Consider the following 26099-nt stretch of genomic DNA (forward strand, 5'->3'; position numbering starts at 1 on the left):
CGGCCGATGCTGATGCCGAAGACGACGTGGACGGGGCTGGCCGACGGCTCCATCACCGTGGCGTTCCGGCGCTGGAAACGGCCGACCGTGAAGGCCGGTGGCACCCTGCGGACCGCCGCCGGCCTGCTGGCCATCGACGCCGTCGACCGCATCGACGAGGCCGACATCACCGCCGCGGACGCCCGTTCGGCCGGCCACGGGTCCGTCGCCGACGTCCTCGCTGCGCTGCAGGAGGGTCCGGACCGGACGCTGTACCGGATCACCTTCCACCATGCCGGCACCGACCCTCGGGTGGCGCTGCGGGACGACGCGGAGCTGACCCCGGAGGACCGGGTCGCCCTGGACGAGGCGCTGGCCCGCCTGGACGCCGCCGCCGCGGACGGCCCGTGGACGTCGACGTTCCTGCGGCTGATCGCCGACCACGACGGCGTCCGTGCCCCCGACCTGGCCCTGCAGGTGGGGGAGGCCGACGTGCCACGCTTCAAGCGGCGGGTCCGCCGGCTCAAGGCCCTCGGCCTGACGGAGTCCCTCCGCGTCGGCTACCGCCTGTCCCCCCGAGGTCGAGCCCACCTGGGGCTGGACACGTGACCAGCTACCGGGAGGCGTGGACGAATCGGACACGAACCCCAGGGTGTGCGTCGCATGGCCGGCGAGGGGCGCGGGTGAGCCGACACGCTTCCGATGCGTGTCGCCTGACCGGCGAGGGGCGCGGGTGAGCCGACACGCTTCCGATGCGTGTCGCGTGACCGGCGAGGGGCGCGGGTGAGCCGACACGCGTCAGTGGGAGGAGTCCCAGTCGTAGCCGCGTTCGGCCCAGTAGTCGGCCGGGCGGTCGTTGGTGAAGCGGATCGTGCCGATGCGCTTGAGGGCCTTGATGCCGTAGTGCAACGGGGTGACCAGCCGCAGCGGGGCACCGTGGTCGCTGGTCAGCGGCTGCCCGTTGAGGCCGGTCGCCAGCAGGGTCTGGGGGTGCATGGCGGTGTCGGCGTCCAGGCCGACGTAGTACGCCTCGTCTGGGGTGACCAGCTGCACGTAACCGGTGTCGGCCAGCACGGACTCGTACCGGCCGGCGAAGTCGGCGAAGCGGATGCCCTCCCAGGCCACGACGTTGCTCCACCCCTCGATGCACTTGTGCTCTGTCACCTGCCGCACGGGGCTGGTGCCGTCGAGGACGTCGACCAAGCCCAGCTCGTCGAGCGGTTGCCCGTCCGGCCCCTCCACGCGCAGCCGCCACGCGGCCGCATCCAGCGGGGGGTCCAGGCCGATGGTCCCGTTCACGCGGATGTCCTCGGCCGCGGAGACGTCGAACTCCGGGGCCAGCCGGCCGGGGTCGTACAGGGTCGACCAGACGGCCTCGTTCCACTCGAACCCGCGGCGCAGCGGCCACGGGATGTTGCCGTCCTCGGGTCGGCGGAGCAGCCAGCCCCAGCCCAGCCCAACCGCCGCAACCCCGGCCGCGCCGGTCAGCAGCGAACGGCGGGTCTGCTGCACATAGGTCGCCCGGCTGACCCGTGTCGTCTCCTCCCGCGCCTGCGCGGCGAAGGCACGGGCACGTCGGTCGCGGACAGTCGGCTCGGGCACATCGGCCCGGTGGAGGAACCCCACGACCTCGTCCTGCCCGGCTGCGTCGTGCCCGTCGGTGCGCGTCGGGTCGGTCACGACGACACGTCCTCGGGACGTCGCTCGCCGGTCGACTGGTCGTCCGGGGCCGCGGAGTACTCGAACCCGGTCACCATCGACATCAGGTTGCCGATCCCCGACCGCGCGACCTGGACCAGGTGGAGGGCCACGAAGGCCGAGAACCCGATGGTGGTCCAGAAGTGGATCAGCCGGGCGGTCTCGTAGCCGCCGAACAGGCCGGTCAGCAACGACAGCTGGGTCGGCTTGTAGATCGCGAACCCGGTTCCGACGATGAGGAACGCCAGCAGCAGCACGCCGGTGTAGGCGATCTTCTGCGCGGCGTTGTAGCGGCCGTGCGGAGGTGCGTCGGCTCGCAGGTGCACGTCGTGGAGGACCACGTCGACGGCGTCACGGGCGTCGTGGCGGTCGGGGACCAGGTGCCGCCACTGCCGCGTTCCCAGCAGGTAGGCGACGTAGACCGCCCCGTTGAGGACGAACAACCAGCCGGTGTTGAGGTGGAACGCGATGCCCTTGGCCAGCCGCCGCTCCAGGCCCAGCGCCGAGTAGAAGCCGTCGGGGAAGAAGCCGAACACCTCCCACGAGCCGATGCCGGCGGCGTAGACGTCGTTGGCCCAGTAGATCCGCAGGCCCGACCAGACCATCACGGCCAGGATCGGCACGTTCAGCCAGTGCGTCCATCGGATCACCCGCGGGTGGGCCGCTCGGGCCAGCAGGTCGGGCGGGCTGGAGGGGGCTGCGGTGCGCACGAGGGCTCCGGGCGTGGGGGATGGCCTGATCCTCGCCGGGAACGCCCGTGGACGCCACCGCCATCCGCCGGCGGCCGCCTGTCATGGCTTCGTAAGGTCAGCCCGTGTGGGTCAGCGCCGCGGCGCCGATGACCCCGGAGTCGTCCCCCAGCTCGGCCAGCACCCAGCGACGCGGCACCTCCGGGGCGATCAGGCGCGGTCGGACGGCGTCGGCGATGCGGTCGACGTGCTCCTGGCCCAGCTTCTCGGCAAGGCCGCCGCCGAAGACGACCGTGTCGACGTCCAGCACGTTGACCACGCCGGCGATGGCGACGCCCAACGCGGCCACTGCCTCCTCCATCAACCGGACTGCCAGGGGGTCGCCGTCCTTGAGGGCACGCTTCCAGACACCCGAGGTCAGCCGGTCCTTGCCCTTGGACGCCATGATCGTCGGCAACGAGGTCCGTTCCCCGGCCGCGATGGCCTCCTGCACCGCGGCGGCCATCGCCGCACGACCGGCATAGGCCTCCACACACCCGTGTCGACCACAGCCGCACCAGCGCCCACCGTCCATGGTCACGGGCACGTGGCCGAGCTCGCCGGCCGTGCCCGAGCTGCCGTGGTGGACCCGACCGTCGAGGACGAGGCCGCCGCCGATGCCGGTCCCGAGCCAGCAGCCGACCACGGTGGTGCCGCCCCTCGCCGCCCCGAACATCGCCTCGCCGAAGGTCCCCACGTTGGCGTCGTTGCCGAGCACCACGGGCAGCCCCAGCCGCTCCTCGAGCATCGCGCCCAGGGGCACGGCGTCATCGAAGCCGGACAGGTTCGGGGCGTGCAGCATGACCCCGTCGGAGATGGGCCCGGGGGCACCGATGCCGACCCCGACCACCGGGTCGTCGCACCCGTTGGCGATGGTCTCGACCGCTTCTGCGATCGCCGCGACGACGGCCTCGGGGCCCTCGACGGGGGTGACCTGCTTGACGTGGCCCTCGGCCCGTCCGTTCTGGTCGACTCGTGCGGCCAGCACCTTGGTGCCGCCGAGGTCGACGCCGATATGGGTACCCATGATGGGTCCTGACGATAGCGGGAGGTTGCCGCCCGACTCGCAACGGGTCAGCCGACTCGGACCTGTCCGACGCCGTAGTCCTCGAGCGGCACGCCGTTGGCGTCCACGTCGAACTTGCCGTTGCCGTTGCCGGCCACCACGACGACCGTCGCGCAGTCCGTGCCCTCGGCAGCGGACACCTCGAAGGTCAGGATGTCGTCGGTCACCGGGACCGGTCCTGCGGCCTTCGTCGGGTCGATCGGCTCGCCGTTGACCGCGGTGATGCTCAGCACCCCGGTGTCGGTGGCACCGAAGCCATCGGCCCCGCCGTCGCCGTCGGCGTCCTCGAAGGTGTCCGCACCCGAGCCCAGGACGTCGTTGCTGCCGCAGGGGAAGAGCAGGATGTTGAGGTCGCGTGCGATGGGCGTGTCGTCGAATCGCCCGTTGACGGTGAAGGTCACGGGCTGGGCCGAGGTGGTCGTCACGGGTTCGTCGGGGTCGACCCTGAAGACCAACGTGTCGGCAGGGCGGCTCGGATCCGACGGCTCGGTCGGTTCGGTCGGTTCGGTCGGCTGCTCGCCGTAGCGCACCACGCTCGTGCCGTAGGGCACGGTCGGCCGGCCGGCGTCGTCGATGGGCAGCGGGTCGGTGCCGGCGTCGAAGGCCACCACGACCGAGCAGTCCGATGCACCGGAGGACACCTGGATGCCCAGGCGGCCGTCCTCGGGCACGGCGTCGCGGACCAGCTGGCTGTCGTCGACGTCGACGAAGTTGATGCCGGTGATGATCGCATCGCCGGTGGTGCTGGTACCCAGGCCGTCGGCGGCCCCGTCGTCATCGGCGTCGGTGAAGACCGCCGAACCGTCGCTGTCGACCTCGACGCTGTCGCAGGCGAACAGGCCGACGTGCAGGGCCGTCGCGCCACCGAGTTCGGTGACTTCGACGGTGTCGAGCTGCGACAGCTCGGTGTCCAGCGTCAGGGGATCGACGGCGTAGGTCGGCAGGGCGTCGTCACCGCCGCCACCGGGTTGGCCGCCCGCCTCGCAGGACTCCGCGGCGTCCTCGGCCTCCTCGAGGACGGCGGTGGACACCGCCGCCTCGCCACCGACGGCCTGGATGACCTCGATGGTGCCGCACCGCTCGGTGAAGAAGGCGTTGCCCTCCTGCGACAGGACGGTCGGGGTGGCGCTGATGACCAGCGGTCGCAACCCCTTGCCGGCGAGCTGCGCCGCGGTGATGGAGTCGGGGAAGTCGTCGCCGCGGGCCAACATCACGTCGTCCATGCCGAAACCGAGCTGCTCCGCGGTCCAGGCGGCCACGACGGCCGAGGTCTCCACACGGGTGTCGCCACCCAGGCGCACCACCCGCACACCCCGGCCCTCGATGGCGTCGACGACAGCCGCCGATATCGCCGCCGGGCCGCCCAGCACCACGACCTGCTCGACGTCGGCATCGTCGATCACCGCGGCGGCCTCGTTGCGAAGGACGTCGGTCTCGGTGTACAGGACGGGAGTCGGCCCGGCGTAGGCCATGGGGCTGCCGGCCAGCGCGTCGGCGAACCCCTCGCCGTTGGCCAGCAGCACGGTGGCCAGGCCGTCCACGTTGGGAAGCGCCCCGTTCTCGATGGCCGCGCGGGACACCACCTCGGCGGTGTCGTACTGCGACTCGCCGAACAGGCGCGTCACGTTGCGTCCACCCTCGGCGAGCTCGTTCGCCACTTCGTCCGAGACGCTGGACGTGCCGCCGACGACGACGATGTCGTCCACGCGCAGGCCGTCCAGCGCGTCAGCGGTCTCCTGGGGCAGGTCGTCGGGATACACCAGCAGCAACGCCGCATCCAACGACCCCGCCAGCGCGGTCCCGGTGAGGGCGTCCTGGGGCGCGACCGCGGTGGCGATCACGGCGGTGTCGGTCCCGTCCGGGAACGCCTGATCGGCGAGGGCAACCGCCGTGGCGACACGGTTCGGGCCCTCCACACGGGCAGGCGTCACGTCCTCGACCGCACGCGCAGGGGCGACGGGGAACGCCACGAGCAGGGCCAGCACGGCAAGGGCAGACACGACGAGGGAGGAGAGTGAACGGGTGTTGTCCATGGGGCAGTCCGTTTCCGCTGGTTCAACTGGGCAAACATCCGGGTGCGGCAACCCGGCACAATGACCGCATGTGCCGAAACATTACCGAGCTGCGAGGCCTCGAGCCGCCGGCCACCGACGACGAGATCGCGGCAGCCGCACGGCAGTACATCCGCAAGGTCACCGGCATCCGTCAGCCCAATGCCACCGTGACCCCGGCGTACGAGGCGGCGGTCCAGCAGGTCGCGGCCGTCACCGCCGAGCTCCTCGGCGGGTTGCCCCCACGTCGGCAGCCGCCGACCAAGGTCCCACCGATGCGCCTCCCGCACGTCCGCGAACGCATGGGCCTCCCGCCGCTGCAGCAGTGACGCCGCCGGCGGCGGGGCAACGTCAGGGGCTCAGCCGGCGGCCAGCTCGTCCATGTGGGCGCGGTACTCGGTGGCCAGCTGGGACTTCTGCGTGTCGGTCAGCGCCTTGCCCGCCATCTGGAAGACCTCCTGCTCCTCCTCGTCGAGGTGGTGCTCGACCCGCTCCTTGAGCGTCTTCGCCGTGGCGATCCAGCCGGGGGAGGACATGTCCGTGGACTCCAGCTCCTCCACCAGCTCGTCCATCTCGTGATGCTCGGCCACGGAATGGCGCGACTTCTCCTGGGTGAGGTCGTGCTCCATCAGCGGCACGTAGAAGTGGCGTTCCTCGGCCAGCGCATGATGCTCCAGCTCGGCCTTCAGCCGGTCGAACAGCTCGCGCCGACCGTCGCTGTCGCCGTGGGTCTTCACCAGCTGGTCGAGCAGGGTGCGCTGCGTCTGATGGCTCTCTCGGAGGGCTTCGAAGATCGTCATGCAACCCATGTTCCCGTCCGACCCGGCGACCAATCGTCCTCGTTCGGTGGACGTGGTCGTGAGGACGGTTCAGCGATTCGTTCCACTGCGTCACTTCGCCTGCGTTGATTCCGATACGGTGACCGCGGTCCGTCGGGTGTCGTCCGGCGAGCCCGTCCGAGCACCACAGCCCCCATCCGCTGGAGTCCCGACCGTGGACCACGACCGCAGCTGCACCGCCCAGTCGGTTCGTGACTACCTGGTGCTGCCCGACCGGGTCGACCTGAACAACTGCGACCGCGAAGCCATCCACATCCCGGGATCGATCCAGCCGCACGGGGCGCTGGTGGCGGTGACGCGCGAGGACGGCATCGTCCGCATGACGTCGGCGAACGCCGCGGAGGTGCTCGGCGTCCCAGCGGTGATGGATCGTCCGCTCCGCGAGCTCGTGGTCGACGTCAGCCCACCGGGCCTTGCCTCGAGCGTGCGGACAACCGGCGCCGTGCGACAGCTCCAGACGGTGATGACCCAGGACGGTCGTCAGCTGGACGCGGTCCTCCACCGGACGCAGAGCATGACCGTCGTGGAGTTCGAGCCGGCAGCCGACGAGCTGTCCCTCGGCCGCTTGCTGGCACAGGTGTCGGAAGCGGGTGCGGCGCTCGATGGCCGTTCGCTGGAGGATGCGTGGCAGATCGCCGCAACCACCGTTCGCCGGTTGACCGGCTTCGACCGGACGATGATCTACCTGTTCAACGAGGACGGGCACGGGACGGTGGTCGCGGAGGACCGCCGCCTCGACCTCGATGCCTTCCTCGGCCTGCAGTATCCGGCCAGCGACATCCCCAAGCAGGCGCGCGTCCTCTACCTCCGCAACTGGACGCGCCACATCGTCGACTCCGCCGCCGAGCCGTCCCCGGTGCTGCCGGCGCTCATCCCCGGCACCGACGAACCGCTGAACATGGCCCTTGCCCAGCTCCGGGCGGTGTCGCCCATCCACCTGGAGTACCTGCGCAACATGGGCGTGGTCACGTCCCTGTCGATGTCGCTGGTCAGCGACAAGCAGCTGGTTGGGCTGGTGGCCTGCCACCACTACACCCGTCGCCACGTCTCCTTCGCGGTGCGGTCGGCGTGCGAGCTGCTGGCGCGGCTGCTGTCGGAGCAGCTCGCCCGTGCCACCGGCCTCACCCGCGAGGAGGAGGAGCGTGAACGGCGTGCGGTCCAGCTGGGCGTGCTGCGGCACGTCGCCGAGGCCGGTTCGCCCGAACGGGCGCTGGAGGCGATCGCCGCCCAGACGCTGGACGTCTTCGATGCGTCGGCGTTCATGGGCAAGCTGGGGGACACCGTCCGGACCCACGGACCGGTGCCGGTGGACGCCTCGGAGATCGTCCGGATGCTGGAGGACCAGCCCGACGAGGACCTCATCGAGGTCCAGCACCTGAGCGGGCTGGCCGATCCAGAGTCCGGTGGCGTTCTCGTTGTGCGGGTGGGCCACGCGCCCGCCACCAGCTTCCTCGCGTGGTTCCGGCCCCCGGTGACGATGACAACCACGTGGGGTGGTGACCCGACGGAGGGGCTGGAGGCCAACGGCGACCGGTTGACCCCCCGCGGGTCGTTCTCGGCGTGGAGCGAGACCGTGCGGGGCAGGTGCGAGGCATGGCGCGAACGTGACCGGCGGATGGCGACGACCCTGCAGCGTGCGCTGGCGACCGGGGAGGCAGGGCTCCGCGGCGAGGACCAGGACGTCAGCACGGTCATCGACGCGCTGACGACCTACGCGCGTGACCTCGAGCGCGCCAACGCCGAGCTGCGAGCAGCAGCAGCCGACCGGGAGGAGATGATCTCCGCCGTCGCCCACGACCTCCGTGGGCCCCTGCGGACGATGTCCGGTTTCGTCGGGGTGCTCGGTGAACGGTTCGCCGACACCGACGATCCCATGGCCACCCGGCTGGTCGAGCGCGTCACCGGCGGGGCCGACCACATGGCGCAGCTCCTCAACGGCCTCCAGCGATGGGGTCGGCTCGGCAGCGGCATCTCGCTGGTGACGGTGGACCTCACCGATGCGGTCGACACGGTGCTGCAGAGCCTCGGGGCGTCGCTGGAGACCAGCGGCGCAACCGTCCGGGTCGGACCGATGCCGGTCGTAAACGGCGATCCGGCGCTGCTTCGCGAGCTGATCCAGAACCTCGTGGAGAACGCCGTCAAGTACCGCGATCCGGAACGACCGCTGGAGATCGGCATCACGTCGGAGGCCAGCCGCGGTTCGACGGTGCTGAGCGTCACCGACAACGGCGTGGGGATCGACCCTGCTGACGTCGAGGACATCTTCAGGATGTTCCGCCAGCTGCGGCCGGGGCAGTCGGAGGGGATCGGCCTCGGGCTGGCGCTCGTGTCGCGGATCGCCGAACGCCACCAGGGCCATGTCTGGGTCGACTCGACCCTGGGGGTCGGGTCGACGTTCTCCGTCAAGCTGCCGCTGCCGACCAAGGAGTACTGAGGATGGCGGTCATGTTGTGGGTGGAGGACTCCGACAGCGACGAGCTGCTGATGGAGTTCGCGGCTGCCGACACGCCGTTGGCAGGCCACTACGAGGTCGCGCGTTCGGTCCCCGAGGCGCTCGACGCCGGCATCCGCGGCGTTCGGGCCGGCATGCCACACCAGCTGGTCGTGGTCGACCTGCGCCTCCCCGGCGGAAGTGGCTGGGACGTCGTGGCGGGTCTCCGCGACCATGCCGCCGCCCCACGCGGCTACGTGGTGCTGACCAGCTCCAACGATCCCGTGGACATCGCCCAGAGCGAGGCGTTGGGCTGCGCCCACGTCCAGAAGCCCTACACGCTGGAGGACTGGCGCACGCTCGTCGACGACCTCGTCGACCGCTTGGGCGATGCCCTGCCCTCGGACCGGGCCTGACGCCCCGCCGCGCAGTCATCGGTCGGAGTATCGTCGCGGACGTGCTGCGCCTGCCCACTCGCTGCCTCGTCGTCCTGATCGGACCGTCGAGCGCCGGCAAGTCCACCTGGGCGACACAGCACTTCCGCCCCGAGCAGGTCGTGGCCAGCGACGACCTGCGGGCGGCCGTGGGGGAGTCCCGCCACGACCAGCGCGCGGGCAAGGATGCCTTCGACCTGCTCGAGCGCGTCGTCGCTGCCCGTCTCGGCCGACGGCTGCTGACGGTGGTCGACACGATGGGACTGCAGGCCGACCGTCGAGCGACGTGGGTCCAGCAGGCGCACCACCACCGGATGCCGGCGATCGCGGTGGTCTTCGACACGCCCGCTGCCGAGGTCCGTTCGCGCAACGCCGCTCGGACGCCACGCATCCCCGCCGGCGGGCTGTCCAGGCAGATCCGGACGGCCGAGGTCACCACCGACGACCTGCTCCTCAGCGAGGGGTTCGACCGGGTCGTCCGCGCCGACGCGGCGGTGGTCGTGCCGCCGGAGGTGCTCGACGCCCCGTCCCTGCGCCAACGCCAGACAGAGGAGCCCGTCACCATGCGATTCGGCCTGCAGCTGCCCCGCTTCGACCCCGACCCCGCCGACCTCGCCGGCCACCTCCGCGATGTCGCCCGGGCGGCCGAGGACGCTGGCTTCGACTCCCTGTGGGTGATGGACCACATGATGCAGATCCCCCAGGTCGGCCGGGAATGGGAGGACATGCTCGAGTCGTGGTCGACGCTGTCGTGGCTGGCCGGGGTCACCGACCGGATCCGGCTCGGCACGCTCGTCACGGGCATCACCTACCGCAACGCGGCGCACCTCGCGAAGATCATCGCGACCGTCGACGTGCTCAGCGGGGGCCGGGCCATCGCGGGCCTCGGTGCTGCCTGGTTCGAGCGCGAGCACGAGGCCTACGGCTGGGGGTTTCCCGAGGTGGCCGATCGCTACGCGCGTCTGCGCGATGCCCTGCAGCTGCTGCCGCTGATGTGGGGGCCGGGTTCGCCACGCTTCGACGGCGAGACCATCACCGTGCCCGAGGCGATCTGCTACCCGCGTCCGCTGCAGGACAAGGTGCCGATTCTGCTCGGCGGGTCCGGTGAGCGAACCACCCTGCGGCTCGTCGCCGAGCACGCCGACGCCTGCAACCTGTTCGGGGACCCCGAGACGGTGGCCCGCAAGCTCGAGGTGCTTCGCGGCCACTGCGCCGACGTCGACCGCCCGTTCGAGGAGATCGAGGTCACCACGCTGGGGACGGTCCTGGCCGCCCCCGACGCCGACACGCTGGCCGGTCGAGTGGCCGAGCTGACGCGGCCCGACCGCGCGCCGGAGAGCACCGCAGAATCCGTCGGGGCAGGCACGATCGAGGACCAGATCGGCCGGTTCCGCGCCTACGCCGACGTCGGTGTCGACACCGCCATCATCAACCTGCCGATCACCACGCCCGCCCGCGTCGCCGAGCTGGCCCCGCTCGTCGCGGCGTTTGCCTGACCCCTTCGGGCGGCCGCCGCCCCCATGGGTTCGCGTCGCCACCCGAGACCTGCAAGAGTGATCACTTAACGCCGTTAACCGACCGAGCCGGAGGGCACCGATGGCGCGCACGCACACCGACCACATCGACACGATCGAGACCGACGTGGCGATCATCGGCTCCGGGTTCGGGGGCAGCGTCTCGGCGTTGCGCCTGACCGAGAAGGGCTACGACGTCACGGTGGTGGAGGAGGGTCGGCGCTGGACCGCCGACACGCTCCCCACCACGAACCGGCGGGTCGACAAGTTCTTCTGGTTCCCCAAGCTCGGCATGCGGGGCGCCCAGCGCATGACCCTGCTGAAGGACGTCTTCATCCTGTCGGGCGCGGCGGTCGGTGGGGGGTCGGTCATCTACGCCAACACCCTGTACGAGCCGCTCGAGCACTACTGGACCGATCGCGCGTGGGGGCATATCACGGACTGGCGCGACGAGCTGGCCGCGCACTACGACCAGGCCAAGCGGATGCTGGGTGTGAACCGGGTGCCGTTCGACTCGCCGGCCGACGACCTGCTGCTGTCCATCGGCCGGCGCATGGGTGTGGCCGACACGTTCCACAAGACCGACGTGGGCGTCTGGTTCGGCACGCCGGGCCAGACCGTCGAGGACCCCTACTTCGGCGGTGTCGGTCCCGACCGGACCGGCTGCATCCGGTGCGGCAACTGCATGGTCGGCTGCCGGCACAACGCCAAGAACTCCCTGGACCACAACTACCTGTACCTCGCCGAGCAGAACGGCGCGCGGGTCGTGGCCGAACGCCGAGTGGTCGACATGCGACGGGCCAGCGACGGCAAGTGGGCGCTGCTCGCCGAGACGCCCGGAACGCCGCTCTGGCGCACCCCGCAGCGGACCGTCATCCGGGCCGACCAGGTGATCTTCGCCGCCGGGTCGCTCGGCACCCAGAAGCTCCTCCACCGCTTCGCCGAGGACGGGCCGCTGGACAACGTCTCCCCTCGTCTCGGCAGTCTGACGCGCACCAACTCCGAGGCGATCGTCGCGGCCAGCGCCGGAACCGATGGGGTCGACTACTCCCGCGGCGTGGCCATCACCGCTTCGATCCACGTCGACGAGCACACCCACATCGAGAACGTCCGCTACGGCAAGGGCAGCGACGCCATGCGGGGCATCACCGCGCCGATGGTCGACGGCGGTGGCGCCATCCCGCGGCCCCTGCGGTTCCTGCTGATGTTGTTGACCCGCCCGCGGGAGTTCTTCCGCAACCTCTTCCAGACCCGCTGGCCCGAGCGCACGGTCGCGCTGCTGGTCATGCAGTCCCTCGACAACTCGCTGCAGACGATCCGCAAGCGCACCCCGTTCGGGTCGTTCCTGTCCACCGAGCAGGGCCACGGGTCGCCGAACCCGACATGGATCCCCGCCGCCAACGAGGCGGCTCGGATCGGCGCGGAGGAGATGGGCGGCACCGCCGTCGGGTCGATCTTCGAGGCCACCCTCAACGTGCCGACGACCGCCCACATCATCGGTGGGGCGCCGATCGGGGACTCGCCCGAGTCGGGCGTCATCGACCCCTACCACCGCCTGTACGGCCACGACGGCATCCACGTCTGCGACGGCGCGGCCATCACCGCCAACCTCGGGGTCAACCCGTCGTTGTCGATCACGGCGATGGCGGAACGGGCCATGTCGCTGTGGCCGAACAAGGGTGAGGAGGACCCCCGGCCCCCGCTCGGGTCGGCCTACCAGCGGGTCGCCCCCGTGCCGCCCCGCACCCCGGCAGTCCCCGCCGATGCCCCGGCGGCGCTGCGCCTGCCCGTCAGCTGACCTCGTCGGGGACGTCGGTCGCGGCGGTGGCCCGCCGCTCGACCTCCTCCAGGTTCTGGGTCATCGAGTCGCGGAAGTCCGCCAGCCGTCGCTCGATGATCGCCTCCTCCTGGTCGGGGTTCTGCCTGATGGCCCACGTCAGGCCCGATCGGCCCGGGCCCAGCCGCACCCACTGCCTGACCGTCGTCCCGCCGTCGGTGGGGGACAGCTCGAACCCGAACGCGGAGTAGGCGCCGTGCTCGCTGCCGTGGCCCGGCTCCCACGTGAAGCGGTGGGGAGGGTCGAACTCGGTGATCTCGCAGCGTGCCGTCCACGCCAGGTCGCCGCGACGGTTGTGCCCGTCGAACCGGGCGCCCACTGCGGGTGAGGCGTGCCCCTCCACCCACTCCACGCGCTGCAGCTCCCGGCTCTGCCCCACCGGGAGGGTGATGTCGGTCACGAGCGGCCAGATGGCCTCCGGAGTGGCCGGGATGACCAGCTCTACCGCGGTCGTGGGTTCGTCGTCGAAGCGCACCATGGGCGGCAGCCTACGCCCGAACGGCACGGCCCCGTCGGTGTCCGGCAAAGCGGTAGTAAAGATCAATACGAAATGGCGACGAAGGTGGTTGAAACCGTCTCGGCGGGGAAGGGTGGGCGTCGCAGGCGGGTTGATCCCGTCACCAGCCCGAACCGCGGGCACACCAACCAGTTCAAGGGGACCACGATGACCAACGAGATGACCACCGAACAGCTCGTGTCCCAGCTCGTCCTTGCCGCCCAGTGGGACGAAGGGATGCACGAGGCCGCCCCCGTCCGCGCCGCCGCGCAGATGCTCGGGATCGACGGCAGGGACCGCCGGCTCGAGGGCGTGACGGCCATGGTGGCCGCCGCCACCGACATGACCTGGCAGGAGCGCGTCGGCTACGCCGCCCACCTGCTGCTGATCGACGAGGTGGCCGAGGTGCCCGTCGCCGCCTAGCCCACCTCCGTTGCCTCGCGCTTCGTGCGCGGGGACAACCACAGAACGTCACGCCGAACCGTCCCGGGTCGCCCTCGAGCACCCGACACCGTACGGCCCCTGACACCCGAGACGACGACGCTGGCTCCCCCCGGCGTCGTCGGCGCTTCTGGGCACGATCGGGGCCTGCGTCGCCCATGGCCGACGCAGGCCCCGATCGCGCCACCAAGGGGCCGGTCGGACCGTCCCGAACCGGACGCTGGCCGCGCTACCTGGGCCGCGTTACCTGGCGGCCAGGTCGAGGGCGGCGGCAACCACCTGGCCGGTGTCGACCAGCACGGTGTCGGCGGCCGGCCCCAGCGGCACGAACGAGTCGGCCGCCCGCACCGTCGACATCGGCACGGTGACGCCACGTTCGATCGTGCCCGCGAGCAGCGCGTCGGCCACCCCGCCCGCGGTGGCACGACACTCGTCGACGACCAACAGCCGGCCACACGCCTCGGACTGGCGGGCCACGGCCTCCAGCGGCAGGGGGCTCAGCCAGCGGAGGTCCAGCACGCGTGCGGCGACCCCCTGCTCGGCCAGCAGCTCGGCGGCCTGCAACGACATGCGCAGGCCGTTGGCGTAGCTGACGATCAGCATCGTCGGCTCGGCCCCGCTCGGCGGGTCGTAGATCCCGACGTCGCCCGGCAGCAGGGGCTCCGCGCCCGGCGCCGGATAGTCGAACAGCCACTCGCCGTCGCCCGGCTGGTGCAGGTCCTTCTCGTGGTACAGCGCGATGGGTTCGAGGAACGCCACGACCCGACCGTCGATCGCGGCCATGGCCATCGCGGTCCGCAGCAGCCGGGCGGCTTCGTCACCACGGCTCGGGCAGGCGATCGCCAGCCCCGGGATGTCGCGCAGCGCCCCGATGGAGTTGTCGTTGTGGAAGTGGCCGCCGAAGCCCTTCTGGTAGGCCAGCCCCGCGATGCGGACCACCATCGGGTTGGTGTACTGCCCGGCGGAGAAGAACGACAACGAAGCCGCCTCGCCGCGGATCTGGTCCAGCGCGTTGTGGACGTAGGCCAGGTACTGGATCTCGGGGATCGGCAGGAAGCCCAGCAGCGCCGCACCCTGGGCGACGCCGAGGATGGTGGTCTCGTCGAGCAGGGTGTCGAAGACCCGGTCCAGCCCGAACCGCTGCTGGAGGCCGGCGGTGACGTGGTACACGCCACCCTTGCGGCCGACGTCCTCACCGAAGACCAGCGCCTCGGGGCGGCGGGCGAGCTCGTCGTGCAGCGCCGCGTTGATGTGGGCGGCCATGGTGCGGCGGGCCGGGGCGGTGGCGTCCTCCGGCAGGTCCTCGCCCAGCACGGCACGTCGTTCGTCGTCCGGCAGCGCGCCGACCGCGTCGGCCGCCATCTCGTCGGGGTGCCACGGCGCCAGCGGGGCCATCACGGCGGCCCGGTCGGGCAACGTCGCACCACCGGCCAGCACGTCGGCGGCCCGTTGCACGCGCTCGTCCACCTCCGCGGCCAGCAGGGCCATGCCGTCGCCGTCGGCCGCACCCAGCGCGGCCAGCCGTTCGCCGGCGAGGGCGATCGGGTCGCGCTCCTCGTCGGTCTCGATCTCGGGCAGCGTGCGATAGGTCGCCTCGACGTCGGAACCGGCATGGCCCCACAGCCGGACGGTCTTCAGGTGCAGCAGGACCGGTCCGCGGGTGCGACGGCAGTGCTCGACGGCCTCCTCCACCGCGGCCCACACCTCGTCGATGTCGCCCTCTGCCGGCACGTACTTGAGGTGGGGCAGGCCCGAGAAGCTGGCGTTGATCCACCGTCGGGGCGTGTCGACGCTGATGCCCAGGCCGTTGTCCTCGCAGACGAAGACGACCGGTGCCCGCGCGCCACGACGTTGGCTGTACCGCGCGGCGTTGATGCCGGCCAGGGCAGAGGCGTGGTTGGCCGAAGCGTCCCCGTAGGAGCACACGACGATGGCGTCCTCGGGCACGTCCAGCGCATACCCCAAGCGGCGTGCGCGTTCGATCGCGAACGCCGTGCCGACCGCCTTGGGCAGGTGGCTGGCAATGGTCGACGTCTGCGGCGGGATCCACCCGGCGACGGACCCCCACACCTTGTGACGCCCCTCGGCGATCGGATCGGACGCCGCGGCGGTGAACGAGCGGATCGTGTCGCGGACGGGGTCGACGCCGGGGATCTGGCGTGACCTCGACATGACGAATCCGCCCGAGCGGTAGTGCAGGAACGCCGGATCGGTCGGTCGGGTCAGCGCCCCGATGACCGCGTTGGCCTCGTGACCCGCGGAGGAGATCGTGTAGTAGGACTGCCCGCTGGCCTTCAGCCGGCGTGCGGCCACGTCGAGGGACCGTGAGGTCAACATGTCGGTCAGCAGGTCATGGGCCCGCGCGACGGTCAGGCTGGAACCCTCCACCACGGGGTCGACGTCGGCCAGCACGGGGCCGGGGCCGTCGGCCCGTCCGAGCCGACGCTGCAACCGATCCTGGACGATCTCGACACGGGTCCGCATGGCGCGGGAGCGTACCGGCCCGACGGTCCCGCGGACGTGCGCTGCTCCCGCCCGGCCGAACGGCCACCCCGCCCATCTTGCATACGCGATGCATATCCATGCACACTGGCGCCATGGACACAGGCATCGTCGGAGGATCCGGCTACGGAGGTGGAGAGCTGCTGCGGCTGCTCGCCGGGCATCCCACCCTGAAGGTTCGCACTGTTGCAGCTGGATCCCGGGCAGGCGAGGACCTGTCCACGGTCTTTCCGCACCTCAACACCTCCGGCACGCTCGCCCCGTCGACCCCCGAGGCGCTCGAGGGCTGCGACCTGGTGTTCCTGGCAACCCCGCACGCGGTGTCGATGGCGCTGGCCGCGCCGCTGCGTGACGCCGGCGCCACCGTGGTGGACCTGTCCGGCGCGTTCCGCCTGCCAGCCGAGGTGTTCGAGCGCTGGTACGGGATGGACCACACCGCTCCGGAGCTGACCCCCGCCGTCTACGGCCTGCCCGAGCTGAACCGCGACGCCATCGCCGGCGCGGGCCTCGTCGCCGGTCCCGGCTGCTATCCGACCGCCACCCTGCTGGGTCTCAAGCCCCTCGCGGGCCTGGTCGATCCCGCCAGCCTGACGATCGTCGGCATGTCCGGATCCAGCGGCGCCGGCCGGGGGCTGCGCGACAACCTGCACGTCTCCCACGCCACGGCCAACACCGCCGCCTACGGCGCCCCGACCCACCGGCACACGCCCGAGATCGAGCAGCAGTGGAGCGTCCTGACGGGTGCCGATCACCCCGTCAGCTTCACCCCGCACCTGGTCCCGCAGGTCCGCGGCATGGTCGTCACCCTCAACGCGCAGCTGCTGGACGCAACGGCCCCGGAGGCCGTCCCCGCCGCCTTCCACGACGCCTACGACACCGAGCCGTTCGTCACCGTCGTCGACGGCTGGCCCGAGTCGACCCACGTCGTCGGTGCCAACACCGCCCACGTCGGCGCCGCCGTCGACCCGCGCACCGGTCGCGTCACCGTGTCCTGCGCGATCGACAACCTGACCAAGGGCGCCGCCGGCCAGGCCGTGCAGGCAGCCAACGTCGCCCTCGGCCTGCCCGAGACCGCGGGCCTTCCGACCATGGCGGTCTACCCGTGAGCTCCGACCCGGTCGACCAGCCCGTGGAGGGCCAGGACGAGCCCGTCCACCAGATCCTCCCCCTCGACGACGGGGTCACCGCACCCTGGGGGTTCTCCGCCGGCGGCGTCACCGCCGGCCTCAAGGGCAGCGGCAGGCCGGACATGGCCATCGTCGTCGCCGACGACGTCGCCACCGCCAGCGCGGTATTCACGGCCAACCGGATCCAGGCCGCCCCCGTCACCGTCTCACGCGAGCACCTGCTGGCGACCGGCGGACGGGCTCGTGCGGTCGTGCTCAACAGCGGCAGCGCCAACGTGTGCTGCGGACCCGACGGCCTGCAGCTCGCCCGTGACGCCGCGGCCGCGGCCGCCGAGGCCCTCGGCTGCGCCACGGAGGAAGTGCTGCTGTGCTCGACCGGCGTCATCGGCGAGCCCATCCCCGCACAGCCCTACCTGGACGGCATCGCCCCGCTGGTCGCGGCGGCCGACCCCAACGGCGGCCTCGACGCCGCCGAGGCCATCATGACCACCGACCTGGTCAGCAAGGAGTCGGCGGTCCACGTCACCGACGACGAGGGTGGGTCGGCCACCATCGGCGGCATGTGCAAGGGCTCGGGCATGATCGCCCCGTCGCTTGCCACGATGCTCGCCGTCGTCACCACCGACGCCCCGCTGGACCCGCTCGTCGCCGACGGCATGCTCCGGCGCGCGGTCGAGGCGACCTTCAACCGGGTCAGCGTCGACGGCGTCATCAGCACCAACGACACCATCGTGTTGCTGGCCAGCGGCACCGCCGTCACGCCCCCGTCGCCCACCGCCATCGAAGCCGGCCTGCACGCCGTCCTCGCTGACCTCGCCATCCAGATGGTGCGCGACGGCGAGGGCGCCGAACACGTCATCCACCTGACCGTCTCCGGGGCGTCCACCGAAGCCGATGCCCTCGCGGTGGCCCGCAAGGTGGGCGACGACAACCTCGTCAAGACGGCCTTCGCCGGCGCCGACCCCAACTGGGGCAGGATCATCGCCGCCGTCGGTGCTGCCGGCGTGGACATCGACCCGACCGGCATCGAGATCGCCATCGCCGGACACGTCGTCTGCCGCGGCGGGGTCAAGGCCGACTTCGACCGAGCCGCCGCCAGCGAGGCGATGCAGGCCCCCGACGTCGACGTGCGCATCGACCTGGGCCTCGGCACCGAACGGGCCACCTTCATCACCTGTGATCTGACCCACGGGTACATCACGATCAACGCGGAGTACACGACATGAGTGCCGAGGTGCTGGTCGACGACCGGCTGAAGCGTGCGCAGGACAAGGCGAGGGTGCTGCAGGAGGCCCTGCCGTGGATGACGCGGTGGGCCGGCCAGACGTTGGTGGTCAAGTACGGCGGCAACGCCCTGACCCCCACCGAGACCGGGCCGGGGGAGGACCCGTCGTTCGCGCGTGACATCGCCCTGCTGCACTCCATCGGCGTCCGCGTCGTCGTGGTGCACGGCGGCGGGCCGCAGATCAGCCAGCTCGCCGACCGGCTGGGGCTGGAGACCACCTTCGTCGAGGGCCGTCGGGTGACCGACGCGCCGACGCTCCAGGCCGTCCAGATGGCGCTGCTCGGCCAGGTCAACCCGATGCTGGTGCGGATGATCTCCGACGCCGGGGCGCCGGCCGTCGGCGTGGCCGGGACCGACTCGGGTCAGGTCATGGCCATCCAGCACGACCCGCGCATGGGGCTCGTCGGACGGGTCGACCGCGTCGACCCGACGCTGCTGCACCAGATGCTCGACTCCGGCCGGATCCCCGTCATGGCGACGCTGTGCACAACCGCCGACGGCCAGACGGTCAACGTCAACGCCGACGAGGTGGCGGGGGCGGTCGCCCAGGCGCTGGGCGCGGACAAGCTGATCTACCTGACCAACGTCGCCGGCCTGTACGAGAACTTCGGCACCCCCGCGTCCACCTTGCTCAGCGAGGTCGGCGTCGGTCGGCTGCGGCAGATGATCGCCGACGACGAGCTGGTCACCGGCATGATCCCCAAGATCGCCAGCATCGTCGCGGCCCTCGACGGCGGCGTGCCCCAGGCCCACCTCCTCGACGGTCGCATCGAACACGCCATCCTGCTGGAGATCTTCACCGACGCCGGCGTGGGCACCATGATCCTCCCCTCCCCGGACGCACCGCGGTGAGCACGCCGACTCCCGACCAGGTCCTGCTGCCGACCTACGGCGCGCCGGCGCGCACGTTCGTGTCCGGTCACGGCAGCTGGCTGACCGACGACGCCGGCCGCGACCACCTCGACTTCCTGTGCGGGCTGGCCGTCACCAGCCTCGGCCACGCCCATCCGGCGATCACCGAGGCCATCACCGCCCAGGCAAGCACGCTGAGCCACACCTCCAACCTGTTCGCCACCACCCCCGCGCTGGAGCTGGCCGCCAAGCTGCGCGACGCCGCCGGCTGGGCCGATGGTCGGGCGTTCTTCTGCAACTCCGGCGCCGAGGCCAACGAGGCCGCCATCAAGCTGGCCCGCCGTCACGGCAAGCACCGTGACCCGGGCAAGGTCAACGTCGTCGCCCTGACCGGCAGCTTCCACGGGCGCCTGCTGGGCGCGCTCAAGCTGACCGGCAACCCGGCCAAGCACGAGCCGTTCGAGCCGCTGGGCAGCTGGGTCACCCACGTCCCGCACGACGACCCCGACGCGCTGGCTGCGGCGGTCGACGACCGGACCTGCGCGGTCTGGGTCGAGGTCGTGCAGGGCGAGGGCGGTGTGCGACCGCTCGACGCCGCGATGCTGGAGCGGGCCCGCGAGGTCTGCGACGCCCACGACGCCCTGCTGGTCGTCGACGAGGTCCAGACCGGGATCGGCCGGCTGGGGGAGTGGTACGGCTGGCAGACCACGTCGGTCGTGCCCGACGTGATCTGCCTGGCCAAGGGCCTTGCCAACGGCCTGCCCATCGGCGCGATCCTGGCCCACGGGGTGGCGGCGAAGGCCTTCCAGCCGGGTGACCACGCCTCGACCTTCGGCGGCAACCCGGTGGCCTGTGCCGCCGCGAACGCCGTGATGGACGTCATCGACCGCGAGGACCTGCTGGCCAACACGCGTGCCATGGGGGAGCGGCTGGCCGATGGGATGATCGCGCTGGACAGTCCCCACGTGGTCGGACAGCGCGGTCGCGGACTGCTCCGCGCGCTGCTGCTCGACGCCCCCGTTTCGGCGACCGTGACCGGACATGCCCTCGAGCAGCTGCTCGTGGTGAACAATGTCGCCAGCGACGCGGTGCGCCTGGCCCCACCGCTGAACGTCACTCCCGACGAGATCGACGAGGGCCTCCGCAGGCTGGGACTCGCCCTGTCCGCGGCCACCCACGAGAACGGAACCTCCTGATGGACCGCCCCGCCGACAGCCCCGACCCCGTCGTCCTCGTCGTCGAGGACGACCGTGCCGTCCGTGACCTCATCGAGGTCCTGTTCGCCGCCGAGGGCATCGACGTCAGGACCGCACGCGACGGGCTCGAGGGCCTGCTGAAGCTGCGGATGCACCGGCCGGCCGTGGTCGTGCTGGACATCATGATGCCGGACGTCGGTGGCCTGCGGGTCCTCGACGAGCTCGCGGAGGAGCACTCCGACACCCCGGTCATCGTCGTGACCGGCAAGCCCGAAGCGGCCGACGAGGCTCGCAAGCGGCTCGGCAACGCCAACGTCTTCAACAAGCCCTTCGAGGTCGAGGACCTGCTCCTGCGGGTCCAGCAGATCGTCGGGGGAGAGGGATAGTCCCGTGACCGACACCCCGATCAGGCACTTCCTCACGGTCGACGACCTGCAGCCCGAGGAGCTGCTGGCCGTGCTCGACCTCGCCGACGACCTGAAGGCGGAACGGCCGACCCCTGCCAGCCGCGCGTCAAGCACCTGGGGCGACGTCCTGCACGGCAAGTCCGTGGCGTTGATCTTCGAGAAGCCATCGACCCGGACCCGCGTGTCGTTCGAGGTCGGCGTCCGCGAGCTGGGCGGCCATCCCGTGGTGCTGACCGGCCAGCAGCTGCAGCTCGGCCGCGGCGAGACCGTTGCCGACACCGCCCGGGTCCTGTCCCGCTACGTGCACGCCATCGTGCTGCGCACCTTCGGGCAGGACCGGCTGGAGGACCTCGCCGAAGCCGGCGACATCCCGATCATCAACGCGCTGTCGGACCTGACCCACCCCTGTCAGGCGGTCGCGGACCTGCAGACCATCCGCGAGTACAAGGGCACCCTGGCCGGCCTCAAGCTGACCTACCTCGGTGATGGCAACAACATGGCCCACTCGCTGCTGAAGGCCGGTGCCATGACCGGCATGCACGTGGTCATCGGGCACCCGGAGGGGTACGCGCCGAACGGCCAGATCGTCGACGAGGCGCGGACGCTGGCGGAGTTCAGCGGCGGCGCCATCACCGTCACCACCGACCCGGAGACCGCCTGCGTCGACGCCGACGTGCTGTACACCGACGTGTGGGCCTCCATGGGGCAGGAGTCGGAGTCGACGGAACGGGCCGCCCTGTTCAGGCCGTACCAGCTGAACTCCGGCGCCATGGCGCTGGCCCGGCCGGACGCCATCGTCATGCACTGCCTGCCCGCCCACCGCGGTGAGGAGATCAGCGCCCAGGCGATCGACGGCGACGCCAGCGTCGTCTTCAGCCAGGCCGAGAACCGGCTGCACGCCCAGAAGGCGCTGCTCATCACGTTGCTGACCTGACACTGCTGACCTGACCCGCCCCTCGCACCCATGACCGACCGCGCCCACCGGCAGGACCTGATCGTCCAGCTCGTCGCGACCTACGAGATCGCCTCGCAGGGCGAGCTCGTCGAGCTGCTGTCGCGCCACGGTGTCGAGGTGAACCAGGCCACGATCTCCCGCGACCTCGAGCAGCTCGGCATCGGCAAGCAACGTGGGGCCGACGGCACGCTGGCCTACGCCGGGACCGAACGCCCCGGCCTTGCCCAGCTGATGCGCCAGTTCGTCACGACCATCGAGGCCAGCGGCAACCTGGCCGTCCTCAAGACCCCGCCCGGGGCGGCCTCCACGGTCGCCAGCGCCATCGACATGGCCGACGTGGCCGGCACGCTCGCCACCCTCCAGGGCGACGACACCGTCCTCGTCGTGGCCCGCGAGCCGGCGACCGGACACGACGTGGCCGCGACCCTCCGCGCGATCAAGACCCCCACGATCCCCGCACGGCAGGTTCCGGCTCGAGCAGAAGGTCCCGACCATCCGTGACGAGGCAGGGCAGGTGACCCGTCCCCCGAGCAGTCGTCGCACGAGTCGGCGCCTGCTGGCCGTGGCGACCCTCGTGGTCCTCGCGGCCTGCGGCGCGTCGGAGGACGAACCCACCGTCTTCCAGACCCTGCCCGAGGTCACGCCGACCCCGAGCACGGCCGCGACGTCCCCCTCCGCACCGTCCGGGCCCGAGGCGACGCCGCCGTCGAGCGCCGCACCCTCAGTGCCGGCAGGGCCCGAGGCGACACCGACCGACGGCGACGGGTCGGACAGCGATGGGTCGGACGGCGGGTCGGTCAACGGGGCGGCAGCTGCGCCGTCGGATCCCGCCGACATCGCCCGGGAGCTGGGGCTGGAGGGGATGATCGAGCTGATCGGGCAGGATCCCGAGGCGGCAGGCGAACGCGGCGAGGACCTGCTCCGCGAGCTCGAACGTGTTCGCGACAAGCCCGACGACAAGCGGATCGAGCGCGCCCTGGACCGACTGCGGGACTGGGCCGACGACGGCGACATCCATCCCGACGTCGCCGAGGCCATCCGCGTGGTCCTGACGGAGCTCGAGGCCGCCCCGGACAGCGAGGACCCCGACAACGCCGACCCGGACAACCCGGACAACCCCGACAACCACGAGGACGACGACGATGACGACTGACGGCAGCGGCACCACCGGGACGACCGGGGAGGGTCGCCTGTGGGGCGGACGCTTCGCCAGCGGACCCGACCGGGCGGCGTGGGACCTGGGCCGCTCGATCCACTTCGACGCCCGCCTGTGGCCCTACGACCTGTCCGGATCCCGGGCCCACGCCGACGAGCTGCAGCGCCTCGACCTGGTGACCGACGACGACCACGACGCGATCGTCACGGCCCTCGCCACCATCGAGGAGGAGTTCACCGACGGGACCTTCGCCTTCCTCGACGACGACGAGGACCTCCACGGCGCGGTCGAACGACGGCTGATCGAGCTGTGCGGTGCGGCGGGCGGCCGCCTGCGGGCCGGGCGCAGCCGCAACGACCAGATCGTCGGTGACCTCCGGCTGTACCTGGCCGACACCATCCCCGTGCTGACCGAGCAGCTCCGCAACATCCAGACCGCCCTGGCCGACCAGGCCGAGGGTGCGGTCGACTGGATCGCGCCGGGGTTCACCCACCTGCAGCGCGCCCAGCCGGTCACCCTCGCCCACCACCTGCTGGCCCATGCGTGGGCGCTGGACCGCGACGTCGCCCGGCTGGCCGACTGCCGGGCCCGGCTGCTGGACTTCTCACCGCTCGGGTCGGGCGCGATGGCCGGGCTGACCCTGCCGCTGGACCCACAGCGCTACGCCGACGCCCTCGGCTACACCGGTGTCGGCCCCAACTCCATGGACACCGTCGCCGACCGCGACTTCGCCGTGGAGTTCCTGTCCGCCACCGCCATGATCGGCGTGCACCTCTCCCGCCTCTGCGAGGAGGTCGTGCTGTGGGCCAGCACCGAGTTCGGCTGGTGCCGCGTCGGCGACGCCTTCTCGACGGGATCCAGCATCATGCCGCAGAAGCGCAACCCCGACGTCGCCGAGCTGGTCCGCGGCAAGACCGGACGGCTGATCGGCAGCCTCGTCACGCTGCTGGTCACGCTGAAGGGGCTGCCCCTGACCTACAACCGCGACCTGCAGGAGGACAAGGAGCCGGTCTTCGACGCGGTCGACACGTTGATGCTCGCCCTGCCCGCCGTCGCCGGGATGATGGCCAGCCTCGTGTTCGATCGCCAGCGGCTGGCAGGGACGGCTGCGGGTGGGTTCTCCCTTGCCACCGACGTGGCCGAGGCGCTCGTCGTCGCCGGCGTCCCGTTCCGCAGCGCCCACGAACGGGTCGGCGAGCTGGTCGCCACCTGCGAGGGACGCGGGATCGACATCACCGACCTGACTCCCGACGAGCTGGTCGGGACCATGCCCGAGCTCGACGCCGACCAGGTCAGCAGCCTGCTGGATCCGATGGGTGCGGTGCATCGCCGCAACGCCGTGCAGGGCCCCGCCCCGGAGGCCGTGCGGGGCCAGCTGGCGACGCTGCGCGACCGGATCGGCTGAGCGCCCCGTGGGGGCGGTTCGCCACATCGACGACGCCGAGCGACGGGCCCGGCTGGTCCTCCGCCACCACGTCGGTCATTCCGCTGCCGATGCGGAGACGGCGGTGTCGGACCTCGTCGTGATGCACTCGACGGACCCGGCCACCCCGTACCTGGGGATCCGGGCCTGTGTGGCCGGGGTGAGCCTCGACGACGTCGACCGGTCCCTGTACGTCGATCGCACCCTCTGGCGCCTGCATGCGATGCGACGCACCTTGTGGATCGCCACGCTCGCCGACGCGCCGGTGGTCATGGCCGGCGCCGCGAGGGCCGTGGCCGACAAGGAACGTCGCCGGGTCGAGCGGTTCGTCGAGGCGTCGGGAATCGACCACGCCCCTGCGTTCCTCGCGGACCTCGAGGGTCGGATCCTGGCGGCGCTCGACGTCGCCGGGACGCCGATGTCGACGACTGCCCTCAACAACCGCGTCGAGGGGATGCGGACGCCGGTCCTGCTCGGATCCGGCAAGTGGGTCCAGGAACAACCCGTCGGCCCCCGACTGCTGTACGTCATGGCCATGGAGGGCACGATCGTCCGGACCGCACCGGCCGGGTCGTGGCGTGCCAGCCAGTACGCGTGGATGCCGACCGCGTCGTGGTTCGAGGCGCGACCCGGGTCTGCGGTGGCGCTGGACGAGACCGCCGGCCGGACCGCGCTGGCCGGCCGCTACCTGGCCCGCTTCGGACCGGTCACCACCGACGACGTGAAGTGGTGGACCGGCTGGACCGTCCGGCAGACCCGGGCGGCGCTGGCCGATGCGGGCGCGGTGGCGGTCACCGTGACCGTCGATGGCACGACCGTGGACGCGTGGGTCGCGCCGGGTGACGAGCCCCCGGGGGACGAGCCCCCGGGTGACGTGCCCAGCGGCGTGGTGACCCTCCTCCCCGCGCTGGACCCGACCCCCATGGGGTGGAAGGAACGGGGCTGGTACCTGGGCGAGCACGGCGCGTTCGGCGGCCCGCTGTTCGACCGCAACGGCAACGTCGGCCCCACGATCTGGTTCGAGGGGCAGGTCGTGGGCGGCTGGGCGCAGCAAGCGGACGGACAGGTGGTCACGAGACTTCTGGCCGACATCGGTCATCATGGGTCGGACGCGGTCGCCGTCGAAGCCGAACGGCTGACCACGTGGCTACGGGGCCATGTGGTGATTCCGCGCTTTCGCACGCCCATGGAGAAGGAGATGGCCCTTGGCTGAGGTCCACGCGAGCGCCGAGATCGACATCGAGGCCACCCCCGAGACGGTCTGGGACGTCCTGACCGACCTGGAGGCGTTCCCCACCTGGTCGAAGATCCACAAGGACGTCCGCATCGAGAGCCACAACGACGAGGGCTGGCCCGAGCGGGTGTGGATGAAGATGTCGGTGGTCGGCATCCACGACGAGCAGGTCGTCGACCATCACTGGACCGACGACTCCGTCAGCTGGGAGCTGGTCAGCGGGGGCGTGCAGCGGGCGCAGCGGGGGACCTACACGATCACCCCGACCGAGACCGGCTGCCGCGCGGAGCTCGAGGGCATGGTCGACCTGGTCATCCCGCTGCCCAAGCTCGTGATCAAGCAGGGCCAGAAGCTGGTCATGTCGATCGCGACCAAGGGCATCAAGGCGGAGGCGGAGAAGCGCCAGAAGCGCATCGACGCCGGCGAGGTTGTCTGAGCCGACGCGACG

The 26099-nt window shown here is 71.6% G+C and carries 25 protein-coding genes; 18 read left to right on the forward strand and 7 right to left on the reverse strand.

From position 1 onward, the window contains the following. The first annotated feature begins 6 nt into the window (after positions 1-6). Entirely contained in the window at positions 7-588 is a 582-nt protein-coding gene (locus DVS28_RS08990; RefSeq protein WP_114591152.1) for an ASCH domain-containing protein, read from the forward strand. A gap of 189 nt (positions 589-777) precedes the next feature. Here the strand turns inward: DVS28_RS08990 and DVS28_RS08995 are convergent, their stop codons facing one another. The 4 genes from DVS28_RS08995 to DVS28_RS09010 all read right to left on the reverse strand — a co-directional run bounded on the left by DVS28_RS08995 (position 778) and on the right by DVS28_RS09010 (position 5504). Next, positions 778-1659: a molybdopterin-dependent oxidoreductase gene (locus DVS28_RS08995; protein WP_114591153.1), complete on the reverse strand. Its 882-nt coding sequence runs from the start codon at positions 1657-1659 to the stop codon at positions 778-780. Then, the gene (locus DVS28_RS09000) at positions 1656-2387 is read right to left on the reverse strand and encodes a cytochrome b/b6 domain-containing protein (protein ID WP_216826500.1); all 732 of its coding nucleotides are present in this window, start codon (positions 2385-2387) and stop codon (positions 1656-1658) included. The genes DVS28_RS08995 and DVS28_RS09000 overlap by 4 nt, the downstream gene beginning before the upstream one ends. Before the next feature lie 97 nt (positions 2388-2484). Then, positions 2485-3432 carry an ROK family protein gene (locus DVS28_RS09005; protein WP_114591154.1) on the reverse strand — a complete coding sequence of 316 codons (948 nt, stop codon included), beginning with the start codon at positions 3430-3432 and terminating at the stop codon, positions 2485-2487. A gap of 47 nt (positions 3433-3479) precedes the next feature. Beyond that, positions 3480-5504 (reverse strand): cell wall-binding repeat-containing protein, encoded by a 2025-nt coding sequence (locus DVS28_RS09010; protein ID WP_114591155.1) that lies wholly within the window; start codon positions 5502-5504, stop codon positions 3480-3482. A gap of 68 nt (positions 5505-5572) precedes the next feature. Here DVS28_RS09010 and DVS28_RS09015 point away from each other — a divergent pair, with 68 nt between their 5' ends. After that, the gene (locus DVS28_RS09015; protein ID WP_114591156.1) at positions 5573-5851 is read left to right on the forward strand and encodes a DUF2277 domain-containing protein; all 279 of its coding nucleotides are present in this window, start codon (positions 5573-5575) and stop codon (positions 5849-5851) included. Between the two features lie 30 nt (positions 5852-5881). On the opposite strand, the gene DVS28_RS09020 is transcribed toward DVS28_RS09015, so the two are convergent. Then, on the reverse strand, positions 5882-6322 hold the full coding sequence (locus tag DVS28_RS09020; protein WP_114591157.1) for a hemerythrin domain-containing protein: 441 nt from the start codon (positions 6320-6322) through the stop codon (positions 5882-5884). 193 nt (positions 6323-6515) lie between these two features. Between DVS28_RS09020 and DVS28_RS09025 the strand changes: the two genes are divergently transcribed. From DVS28_RS09025 to DVS28_RS09035, 4 genes are all read left to right on the forward strand, one after another. Beyond that, a complete protein-coding gene (locus tag DVS28_RS09025) occupies positions 6516-8795 on the forward strand; it encodes an ATP-binding protein (protein WP_164710232.1) in 2280 nt (759 codons plus the stop codon). 2 nt (positions 8796-8797) lie between these two features. Beyond that, positions 8798-9208, forward strand: a complete 411-nt coding sequence (locus tag DVS28_RS28300; protein ID WP_164710234.1) for a response regulator — start codon at positions 8798-8800, stop codon at positions 9206-9208. A 41-nt stretch (positions 9209-9249) separates the two neighbouring features. Next, positions 9250-10722, forward strand: coding sequence for a TIGR03560 family F420-dependent LLM class oxidoreductase (locus tag DVS28_RS09030; RefSeq protein ID WP_164710236.1), 1473 nt, complete (start codon positions 9250-9252; stop codon positions 10720-10722). Positions 10723-10822: 100 nt separating this feature from the next. Further along, positions 10823-12538, forward strand: a complete 1716-nt coding sequence (locus DVS28_RS09035; protein WP_174236197.1) for a GMC oxidoreductase — start codon at positions 10823-10825, stop codon at positions 12536-12538. On the opposite strand, the gene DVS28_RS09040 is transcribed toward DVS28_RS09035, so the two are convergent. Then, positions 12531-13055 carry an SRPBCC family protein gene (locus DVS28_RS09040; protein WP_114591160.1) on the reverse strand — a complete coding sequence of 175 codons (525 nt, stop codon included), beginning with the start codon at positions 13053-13055 and terminating at the stop codon, positions 12531-12533. The genes DVS28_RS09035 and DVS28_RS09040 overlap by 8 nt on opposite strands. Before the next feature lie 186 nt (positions 13056-13241). Between DVS28_RS09040 and DVS28_RS09045 the strand changes: the two genes are divergently transcribed. Continuing rightward, the gene (locus DVS28_RS09045; RefSeq protein WP_164710238.1) at positions 13242-13496 is read left to right on the forward strand and encodes a hypothetical protein; all 255 of its coding nucleotides are present in this window, start codon (positions 13242-13244) and stop codon (positions 13494-13496) included. A gap of 261 nt (positions 13497-13757) precedes the next feature. Here the strand turns inward: DVS28_RS09045 and DVS28_RS09050 are convergent, their stop codons facing one another. Further along, positions 13758-15998: a thiamine pyrophosphate-dependent enzyme gene (locus DVS28_RS09050; protein ID WP_114591162.1), complete on the reverse strand. Its 2241-nt coding sequence runs from the start codon at positions 15996-15998 to the stop codon at positions 13758-13760. A gap of 113 nt (positions 15999-16111) precedes the next feature. Here DVS28_RS09050 and argC point away from each other — a divergent pair, with 113 nt between their 5' ends. Genes argC through DVS28_RS09105 form a run of 11 tightly spaced genes read left to right on the forward strand, consistent with a single transcriptional unit; the run spans position 16112 to position 26087 of the window. Continuing rightward, positions 16112-17122, forward strand: coding sequence for an N-acetyl-gamma-glutamyl-phosphate reductase (argC, locus tag DVS28_RS09055; RefSeq protein ID WP_164710240.1), 1011 nt, complete (start codon positions 16112-16114; stop codon positions 17120-17122). Continuing rightward, positions 17119-18369: a bifunctional glutamate N-acetyltransferase/amino-acid acetyltransferase ArgJ gene (gene argJ / locus DVS28_RS09060; protein WP_216826501.1), complete on the forward strand. Its 1251-nt coding sequence runs from the start codon at positions 17119-17121 to the stop codon at positions 18367-18369. Before argC ends, argJ begins: the two co-directional genes overlap by 4 nt. Beyond that, complete coding sequence (gene argB / locus DVS28_RS09065) at positions 18366-19280, forward strand: acetylglutamate kinase (protein WP_114591164.1); 915 nt, start codon at positions 18366-18368, stop codon at positions 19278-19280. The genes argJ and argB overlap by 4 nt, the downstream gene beginning before the upstream one ends. Continuing rightward, positions 19277-20476 carry an acetylornithine transaminase gene (locus tag DVS28_RS09070; protein ID WP_114591165.1) on the forward strand — a complete coding sequence of 400 codons (1200 nt, stop codon included), beginning with the start codon at positions 19277-19279 and terminating at the stop codon, positions 20474-20476. The genes argB and DVS28_RS09070 overlap by 4 nt, the downstream gene beginning before the upstream one ends. Then, the gene (locus DVS28_RS09075; protein WP_114591166.1) at positions 20476-20862 is read left to right on the forward strand and encodes a response regulator transcription factor; all 387 of its coding nucleotides are present in this window, start codon (positions 20476-20478) and stop codon (positions 20860-20862) included. The genes DVS28_RS09070 and DVS28_RS09075 overlap by 1 nt, the downstream gene beginning before the upstream one ends. A 4-nt stretch (positions 20863-20866) precedes the next feature. Beyond that, positions 20867-21817, forward strand: a complete 951-nt coding sequence (gene argF, locus DVS28_RS09080) for an ornithine carbamoyltransferase (protein ID WP_245973587.1) — start codon at positions 20867-20869, stop codon at positions 21815-21817. 30 nt (positions 21818-21847) lie between these two features. Beyond that, positions 21848-22339 (forward strand): arginine repressor, encoded by a 492-nt coding sequence (locus tag DVS28_RS09085; RefSeq protein WP_114591167.1) that lies wholly within the window; start codon positions 21848-21850, stop codon positions 22337-22339. A 13-nt stretch (positions 22340-22352) separates the two neighbouring features. Then, positions 22353-22991, forward strand: a complete 639-nt coding sequence (locus DVS28_RS09090; RefSeq protein ID WP_164710242.1) for a hypothetical protein — start codon at positions 22353-22355, stop codon at positions 22989-22991. Continuing rightward, positions 22981-24399 carry an argininosuccinate lyase gene (gene argH, locus DVS28_RS09095; protein WP_114591169.1) on the forward strand — a complete coding sequence of 473 codons (1419 nt, stop codon included), beginning with the start codon at positions 22981-22983 and terminating at the stop codon, positions 24397-24399. Before DVS28_RS09090 ends, argH begins: the two co-directional genes overlap by 11 nt. A 7-nt stretch (positions 24400-24406) precedes the next feature. After that, positions 24407-25630, forward strand: a complete 1224-nt coding sequence (locus DVS28_RS09100) for a winged helix DNA-binding domain-containing protein (RefSeq protein WP_114591170.1) — start codon at positions 24407-24409, stop codon at positions 25628-25630. Continuing rightward, positions 25623-26087 carry an SRPBCC family protein gene (locus DVS28_RS09105; RefSeq protein WP_114591171.1) on the forward strand — a complete coding sequence of 155 codons (465 nt, stop codon included), beginning with the start codon at positions 25623-25625 and terminating at the stop codon, positions 26085-26087. The genes DVS28_RS09100 and DVS28_RS09105 overlap by 8 nt, the downstream gene beginning before the upstream one ends. Positions 26088-26099: the final 12 nt, after the last annotated feature.

This window comes from Euzebya pacifica (assembly GCF_003344865.1).
GTDB classification, from domain to species: domain Bacteria; phylum Actinomycetota; class Nitriliruptoria; order Euzebyales; family Euzebyaceae; genus Euzebya; species Euzebya pacifica.